This is a genomic window from Mesorhizobium sp., assembly GCF_004962925.1.
In the GTDB taxonomy this organism is placed as follows: Bacteria; Pseudomonadota; Alphaproteobacteria; order Rhizobiales; family Rhizobiaceae; genus Mesorhizobium.
This window is the reverse complement of sequence record NZ_SUEO01000274.1, coordinates 357-7,309: the sequence shown is the minus strand read 5'-3', so window position 1 is coordinate 7,309 and position 6,953 is coordinate 357. Positions and strand designations below refer to the sequence as shown.

At 59.6% G+C, this 6,953-nt stretch carries 5 protein-coding genes and 3 pseudogenes; 2 read left to right on the top strand and 6 right to left on the bottom strand.

All coding sequences use genetic code 11. The features are described from left to right. Together E5W87_RS32305 and E5W87_RS32295 are read right to left on the bottom strand one after the other, a co-directional pair. Positions 1–643: pseudogene (locus E5W87_RS32305) on the bottom strand (calcium-binding protein); the annotation flags it as partial. 1,077 nt (positions 644–1,720) lie between these two features. Further along, positions 1,721–1,999: a DUF2285 domain-containing protein gene (locus E5W87_RS32295; RefSeq protein ID WP_292407070.1), complete on the bottom strand. Its 279-nt coding sequence runs from the start codon at positions 1,997–1,999 to the stop codon at positions 1,721–1,723. A gap of 125 nt (positions 2,000–2,124) precedes the next feature. Between E5W87_RS32295 and E5W87_RS32290 the strand changes: the two genes are divergently transcribed. After that, the gene (locus E5W87_RS32290) at positions 2,125–2,346 is read left to right on the top strand and encodes a helix-turn-helix transcriptional regulator (RefSeq protein ID WP_292407066.1); all 222 of its coding nucleotides are present in this window, start codon (positions 2,125–2,127) and stop codon (positions 2,344–2,346) included. 346 nt (positions 2,347–2,692) lie between these two features. On the opposite strand, the pseudogene E5W87_RS36205 reads toward E5W87_RS32290, so the two are convergent. Further along, positions 2,693–3,225 (bottom strand): annotated as a pseudogene (locus E5W87_RS36205) (SDR family NAD(P)-dependent oxidoreductase); the annotation flags it as partial. Here E5W87_RS36205 and E5W87_RS32270 point away from each other — a divergent pair. Continuing rightward, a pseudogene (locus E5W87_RS32270) lies at positions 3,145–3,987 on the top strand (ABC transporter ATP-binding protein). The pseudogenes E5W87_RS36205 and E5W87_RS32270 sit on opposite strands and share 81 nt — an antisense overlap. A 146-nt stretch (positions 3,988–4,133) precedes the next feature. Here the strand turns inward: E5W87_RS32270 and E5W87_RS32265 are convergent. From E5W87_RS32265 to E5W87_RS32255, 3 genes are all read right to left on the bottom strand, one after another. Next, on the bottom strand, positions 4,134–5,375 hold the full coding sequence (locus tag E5W87_RS32265) for an alanine racemase (RefSeq protein ID WP_292407072.1): 1,242 nt from the start codon (positions 5,373–5,375) through the stop codon (positions 4,134–4,136). A gap of 67 nt (positions 5,376–5,442) precedes the next feature. Continuing rightward, positions 5,443–6,192 carry an ATP-binding cassette domain-containing protein gene (locus E5W87_RS32260; protein ID WP_292407060.1) on the bottom strand — a complete coding sequence of 250 codons (750 nt, stop codon included), beginning with the start codon at positions 6,190–6,192 and terminating at the stop codon, positions 5,443–5,445. A 39-nt stretch (positions 6,193–6,231) separates the two neighbouring features. Then, positions 6,232–6,953 (bottom strand): ABC transporter permease (locus tag E5W87_RS32255; RefSeq protein WP_292407058.1); only part of this gene is annotated, 722 nt, incomplete at its 5' end.

The following is a 6,953-nucleotide window of genomic DNA, read 5'->3' as shown; positions in this document are numbered from 1 at the left end:
CAAAGGCAGGATTGGGAACCAGCCTTTCCCAGTGGTCCATCATGGTCTGCATCTGGGACGTCGTGGGCATGACATATGACCCGCCCGTATTGGTCGCCCAGCCGCCGCCGCCAAACGCCTGATAGACCGGAATGATCGCGCTCTGCGGGATGCCTGCTTCCAACGCGGCAGCCACGGCTCTATCAATGTAGTTGAAGTCCACCGCAGTCGTGCGCACGGGATAAGGGTTTATCCCATAATAATCGATGCCTGTGTTGGCAGGATTGTAGGTATTGGAATAATCCGAATCTGCGAACGACCCCATGTCCATCAGGGTGATAAAAGTTTTGGCGCCCGGAAAATGGGCATGAATCCAGTCGGATTCCGCCTTCAGGTTGGCAGCGCTCACTTGGGTATGGTATTTGCCGGTGGGATCAGGCTCATCGGTCAGGAAAAATCCAAGAACCTTCGGATTGCCGATAAGAGGCGTTACCTTGTCGATAAAGGACTGGGTTACCCCATTGCTCTCGCCGAGCCAGATCAGGGCCTTCGAGCCATCCGGCAATGCGTTGACTGACGACGCGTATTGAAGATCAACCAGGTTGAAGCCAGTGGCCGCGGCCTGGGCCGCCGAGGCGCCCCAGGTGAAATGCATTGTGGCCATGCGAATATCCCTCGTCTGATTCGGTAGCCCCCGATCCCTGCCTACTCGACGGCCCATATTAGCGCCTAATCAATTAGCGACACGCCATTGATAGAATCATTGATCTTCGATGGAGCACCAATTGTCATGTGATTTGACTGCACCGGCTTTGTGCGAACCTGCGCGAACTTTAATGACGGCAATACGTTGGATAGTCTGGAGCTAGTCGGTTTGGATCACCTGGCTTTCCTGAACGCTTCCACAGCCGCTCTCTTGTTACTATCGGCGTCGGTGAAGGCCGCACCGAATCGGAGGCGGCTGCTTGGTGGTCGGGCTAATATTGTCGCTGTGGCCACGCCGTTTGTTACGACCACGGTCATTGAACGCGCGCGCTTCTAGATCAGCGGCGACAGATTCGAAGCCCTCTCAGTATGGGTCGGATTTGGACATACTGGTTACGGTTTATACCTGAGAATGGCTAGCGCTTTTCGTCCGAAGAGGTTCTCAAGTGGTTCGAGCCTGCATTTCTCATCATCGAAGTCCCAAATCATAATCCATGAAGCTAGCCAGCCAGATTCGGTCCTCGACCTCTTTGAAGCCGACGGTCTGCCCGACGAAGACAGGGCCAAGAGAGTCAGCAAAGCGCTGATTCGGCAAAGCGCGGCAAACAGGCGGCGGTCGCTCAGTGTGGCGCACCGCCTGCCAAAAGACATCGGTAGCCGTTTGTCGCTAGCTTCCCACAACCTGAACGCCCGCTCGGGCTCCTGCTCGGGATCGACGTTCAGGACGACCCTCGCCACTTCGCGCCAGCTGCCTTTTCGGCAGTCGCGTCGAGCAGTCGAACATAGGTGAGCAGCCGCTCCTCGTCATAGCCGGTCAGGATTGAGGCAAATCGAAGATGCCATTTCGGGCAGTTTGCCGCTGGCGCTGGTGCCGCTCCGCGACTCAGTGTCGTGAGTAGTTTCGTCCGCACCGAGATCCTCTCCCGCACCGCAACGAATTCATCGTTCTAGATCAGATATTCGCCCGTGGCGATGCGCAAAATTATGGAGAACTGCTGTGCTGGATCAGCAAAACATAGCGAGCTGCCAACGACGTTTAGTGGGGCGCGCCGCCGGCTAGAAGATACCGGTAGCCGTTCGTCGTCATCCACCGTGCGCGGGCAAGATGAGTCTCCCATGCCCGGAACGCCCGCTCGGGCTCCTGCTCGGGATCGATGTGCAGGACGATCCTCGCCACTTCGCGCCAGTCCGCATCCTCTGCGGCAGCGTCGAGCAGACGGATGTAGGTGAGCAATCGCTCCTCGTCATAGCCTGTCAGGATCGGCGCATCCGGCGCAACGTCGGCGACATCGGGATCAAGTAAGGGCTTGAGCATAGGATTCATCGCTTATGTTTCGGTGGAGATCGCAGAGGAACGAACCTTTGGATCCAGTTCCGACCATAACGAATAGGAACTATCATTCCTAGAACGATAATTCCCTTTCTGGTCCCTAATCCGACATGGATCTCAAGGAGATTATGGCGGTGAACATGCGTCGTTTGCGCCATGACCAGAAAGTGACGCAGGAGGAACTGGCCGCCCGTTCTGGACTAAGCATGCGCTACGTCGGATCGATCGAGCGTGCCCGAGTTTCAGCCAGCGTCAGCGTTCTTGGTAGGATTGCAACCGCGCTAAATGTGGATCCATGCGAGCTGATCAGAAAATCAACACGAGTGCGTTGATTGGCGGGATAGAGACCACGCGCTCCGGCTCGCTCCACATACACGGCCCTCCTATCGGCGCCTTGGCCAACCTGATCAACGCTTTCGTGCGCTCTGGCCGGCAACGACAGGACACTTGGCATCGCGCGGTATGGGCGCGGTTCCGTGGGTCGACCGTCTCGCGCGGCAGTGGACGGCTGGTGTGAGGTGTTCCTCATTCTCCTTAGGCCCCGACAATATAGGCTGCATGAAGGCCCTTCCTGCCGAGCAGTGTCGAACTCGCATAGATAACTCGAAGTCACTGCAGACAAGGAGATCGAGTACTGGCGTCCGGACGCAAAGCGCCACGGCCGTCGCATGCTGCTAAGCGGAACATCGAGCCGCCATCCACGTCGAGCGCAGCGCTATAGACGAAACTTGCGGCGCCGGAGCAGAGGAACAGTATCGCGGCAGCCATGTCGTCGGGCTGCCCCATGCGACGAATCGGCAGGTTGGCTGCGATGCGATCCTTGAGGGCCTGGTCGATATGGGAGTGCATCGGCGAACCGGGTCGGCCCTGGATTGAGGGCGTTGATGCGCACCTTCTTTCCCGCCAGTTCGCGCGCAACGGACTTCACCAGCGACAGCGTGCCGGCCTTTGAAGCTGCATAGGCCGTGTCGGCGATCAGACCACCGCCACCGTGCACGCCAGCGTCAGAAGCCACGCAGACAATGTTTCCACCGTCGGGACTGCCCTGCATGCGCTGCACCGCACCCCTGAACGGTGAAGAAGGTGCCCAGCAGATTGACGCCGAGCACACGCTGCCAGTGCGCCCAGTCCTGTTCCGGGATTCTCTTGGCGGTAATGATCGCGGCGCAGGTGACGACATTATCGAGCCGCGCCAAATTGGCGTGGCAATGGTGTTCCAGTCCTACGCGCTCTATCCCCACCTGATGGTCCGCGACAACATGGGCTTTGGCCTCAAGGTTCGCAAAGTGCCTGCCGAGGAGCGCGCCCGACGCGTCTCGGAAGCGGCCGCAACGCTGAAGCTCGAGCCGTTGCTTGACCGTTTCCCCCGCAACTGTCGGGCGGACAGCGCCAGCGCGTGGCCATCGGCCGCGCCATCGTCGGCGATCCCGAAGTTTTTCTCTTCGATGAGCCGCTTTCGAACCTCGATGCCGAACTGCGTGTTCACATGCGCTCCGAGATCGCGGCGCTGCACCAGCGCCTGTCAACAACGATGATTTACGTGACGCACGACCAGGTCGAGGCCATGACCCTCGCCGACAAGATAGTCGTATTGCGCGACGGAAAGATCGAGCAGGTCGGTTCGCCCCACGAACTCTACAAAGGGCCCCGAACCGCCCAGTTCATCGGCAGTCCGAAAATGAACATCCTACCAGTAGCCGGCGGCCAGCCAATCACCCAAAACTCATCCGTGCCCGTCACGGCGGCATCGGTCGGCGTTCGACCTGAGCACCTGTCGCTTGTCGCGCCCTCAAACACCACGCTACGCGGAAAGGTCTGGCGCTATCACGCTCATTCATGTCGAACTGGACGGAGGCCAGACTTGCCTCGTCATCCATAGCCAAGGGATAGCGCCCGAAATTGGCGCCGAGGTCGGACTGAAGACTGCACCCGAGCGCCTGCATTTCTTCGACAACGAAGGACGCACGGTCTGACACGTCATGCTGACCACTGCCAGGTAAAACGCATGCGTCAGCCGGCGGATGCGACTGCAAAAGCAGGTGTCTCACGTGCTGCTCAACGCTTGGCCTCCCGGCCCCGCAACAGCCTGTGTTAGCTAGCACAACAACTTTTCCTGCCGTTATAAAGCGAGCAGTCCGTCGACTTCCCCTCGAACGACCGCGGGCGAGACGGGCTCTAGCTGGTCGTTGAGCGGTGTGCACGCCCAGTCGAAGATAGTGTGAAGACGGCCCTGGCCTTTCGACAGCCCCGACACACAGGCAACATAGGAACGCGTCATCTGCATCTGTGTACGGTAGCCGAGCAGCACCGTATCGCCGGGTCGGCAATTGGCTCCGGGTTCGAGCACCGCATGATAATCGATTACCTGCTTTATCTCGTGGAGATACTCGACGCCGTTGTCCTTGGTCTCTTCCCAGGTCGAGCCCACGAGGGCGCCCGGCGAACCAGGGATATGCATGTCGTGATAGACTCCGCCGCCATACGCATAGGCGCGGGCACCAACGTGATGCGAAATCTCGCTGACATAAACGTAGGCCGGTCGCTCCGGCAGGTCGTTTCGGTAGGCGTGATTCGGCGTGGTGCCGGAGACGCCGTTGCCTGGCTCCACATGGGTCGCGCCATGAGCGGCAAGGACGGCCATTGTGTCGGAAGCTGTATTGCCTGGCGTGTTGATCTGCCGGACCTCGATGCCCATGCCGCGGAGCGTCTCGGCGGCGCGCAGGACTGTGTACAGGTTTGGCGTGGGCTCGGCTTTTTCACCGCGATTGAGATTGTACCGGATGCAGGGGAAAGCAGTGACGCCCCCCAGCCGAACGTTTCCGAGCTTGCCGATCGCACCGGCGACCTGCGCCACTTCATGCTCCTGGAACCCACCTTCCTGCCCGTCGAAGAAAATGTCGCCGGGCGCGCTGACGCGGATCAGTAGATCCTGAACTACGCCCTGGTCGGCCGCTGCCTCGTCGATCCACCTGGCATGCTCGACGTTATAGACAGTGATAACCTCGGGGCGCATCGCAACGGCGGTTGGCACCTGATGGCGCGGGATCTGATTGAGATGACCCATATGGCCAACCGGGATTCCGAAGCGGCGGGCCATCAGCGCGCAATTGATGTCGACGGCCACCACGCCACCAAGACCGGCCGCCTGCGCGACCTTCGTGACGAATGGGTTGCGGGCGAACTGCTTGGTCATGATGTACGTCCTGAGCCCCAGGCCTTCGGCCGTGGAACTCAGGATCCGTGCATTTTCGGCTATTGCGTCGAGGTCGATGACGAATGTGTTGGCGGGTATGCGGCCGGCCTGATGCAGATCGACTGCGGTCTTCAGGAGTCCTGGATTGCGATCAATAAGTCGTTGCATGAACATGAAAATTTCACCTTCGTGAGGTTCTTCTTGAGGCTTCGGTCGAACGTACTGGCGGCGCCCCTCAGGAAGAGATCAGGCCAGTAATCATGGACACGATCTCGTTGTTTGTGGTCTCGCTGGTGCGCTTGACACCCACCTGTACGCCGCGGCGCAGCACGCAGATGCGGTCGGCCAGCCGGAATACCTGATCGAGATTGTGGCTGACGATCAGGATTGCCCGGTTGTCGGCCTTGAGCGTCCTGATACTGTTTTCCACCCTTGCGGTTTCTGCCACGCCGAGTGCGGCCGTCGGTTCGTCCATCAGGATGAGCTTGCCTGCCCCATGTGTCGCGCGGGCAATCGCGACGCCCTGACGCTGGCCGCCGGAAAGCTCGCGTATCCTGGCCCGGGCCGACGGTATCCGCACGTCGAGCGCCCGCACCAGTTCTTCGGTCTCGCTGATCATCGCTTTCCGGTCCAGGCGGCGCAGCAGCCCCTTTACCTTCTCACGACCCAGAAACATGTTCATGTAGACGGGCTGGCTGTCGGCAAGTGCAAGGTCCTGGTAAACGACCTGTATGCCTCGATCCTGAGACTGTCTGGGATTGGCAAAATGGACTTCCTCTCCACCAAGGACAATCTGACCTGAGGTTGCCGGGAAGACGCCGGCGATGATCTTGACCAGCGTTGATTTGCCAGCGCCATTGTCACCGACCAGCGCAACTATTTCGCCTGGCATGATGTCGAGATTGAATGCTTGGATGGCGGTGATGCCGCCAAATGCCTTGTGGATCTCACGCAGTGCAAGAATCGGGGTTTGGGTGTCGCCCATGGTGATTCCTTCACTCATCATTGCGTTGCTGGCATAAGATCATCGGTTCGGATCCCGAAGTGTCAGTGCAACCGCACCCAGGATGATCAGGCCACGAATTATCATCTGTTGCGAAACGTCGAGGCCCATGAGGATCAGGCCATTGTTGAGCATGCCCATCATCAGGGATCCGATCAGCGCACCGAGGACGGTGCCAACACCCCCGTTGAGCCGCGTGCCGCCGACAATCACGGCCGCGATTACGGTGAGGAGATCGAGCTCGCCAAAGGTATAGCGCGCGGCGTTGAGCCGACCGGCATAAAGCAGGCCGGCCAATGCCGCACATGTGGCGCTGAGCACGAGAACCGAAAACCGGACATGCGGAACCCTGATGCCGGTTGCACGCGCCGCTGCCGGATTGTCTCCTACTGCATGGACATGGGCGCCAAAACGGGTGCTGCGAAACACATAGTGGCCCACCGCTACGCCTCCGGCGGTCCAGAAAACCAGGGACGGGATACCAAAAAGGCTGCCGGAGCCGAAAAGGCCGGTGAACGTGGGATCGGAGACCGGAATCGAGCGCAGATCGGTAAGCCAGCGCGCCGTGCCGGCAAACAGTCCCATGTTCGCCAGGGTGACCAGGAAGGATGGCAGCTTCAGATAGGCTACCAGCGCTCCGTTGAGGATGCCGATGGCAACCCCGACGGACAGGCCGGCGAGCACCGCAAGGGGCCACGGATATGCCTGCATCAGGACTGCTGCGATCAGCGCCGCATTTGCAA

Bases quoted from the DNA above. Each gene is read 5' to 3' on its own strand.
- E5W87_RS32295 (WP_292407070.1), bottom strand. From the start codon at position 1,999: ATGCTCAAGCCCTTACTTGATCCCGATGTCGCCGACGTTGCGCCGGAT.
- E5W87_RS32290 (WP_292407066.1), top strand. From the start codon at position 2,125: ATGGATCTCAAGGAGATTATGGCGGTGAACATGCGTCGTTTGCGCCAT.
- E5W87_RS32265 (WP_292407072.1), bottom strand. From the start codon at position 5,375: ATGCAACGACTTATTGATCGCAATCCAGGACTCCTGAAGACCGCAGTC.
- E5W87_RS32260 (WP_292407060.1), bottom strand. From the start codon at position 6,192: ATGGGCGACACCCAAACCCCGATTCTTGCACTGCGTGAGATCCACAAG.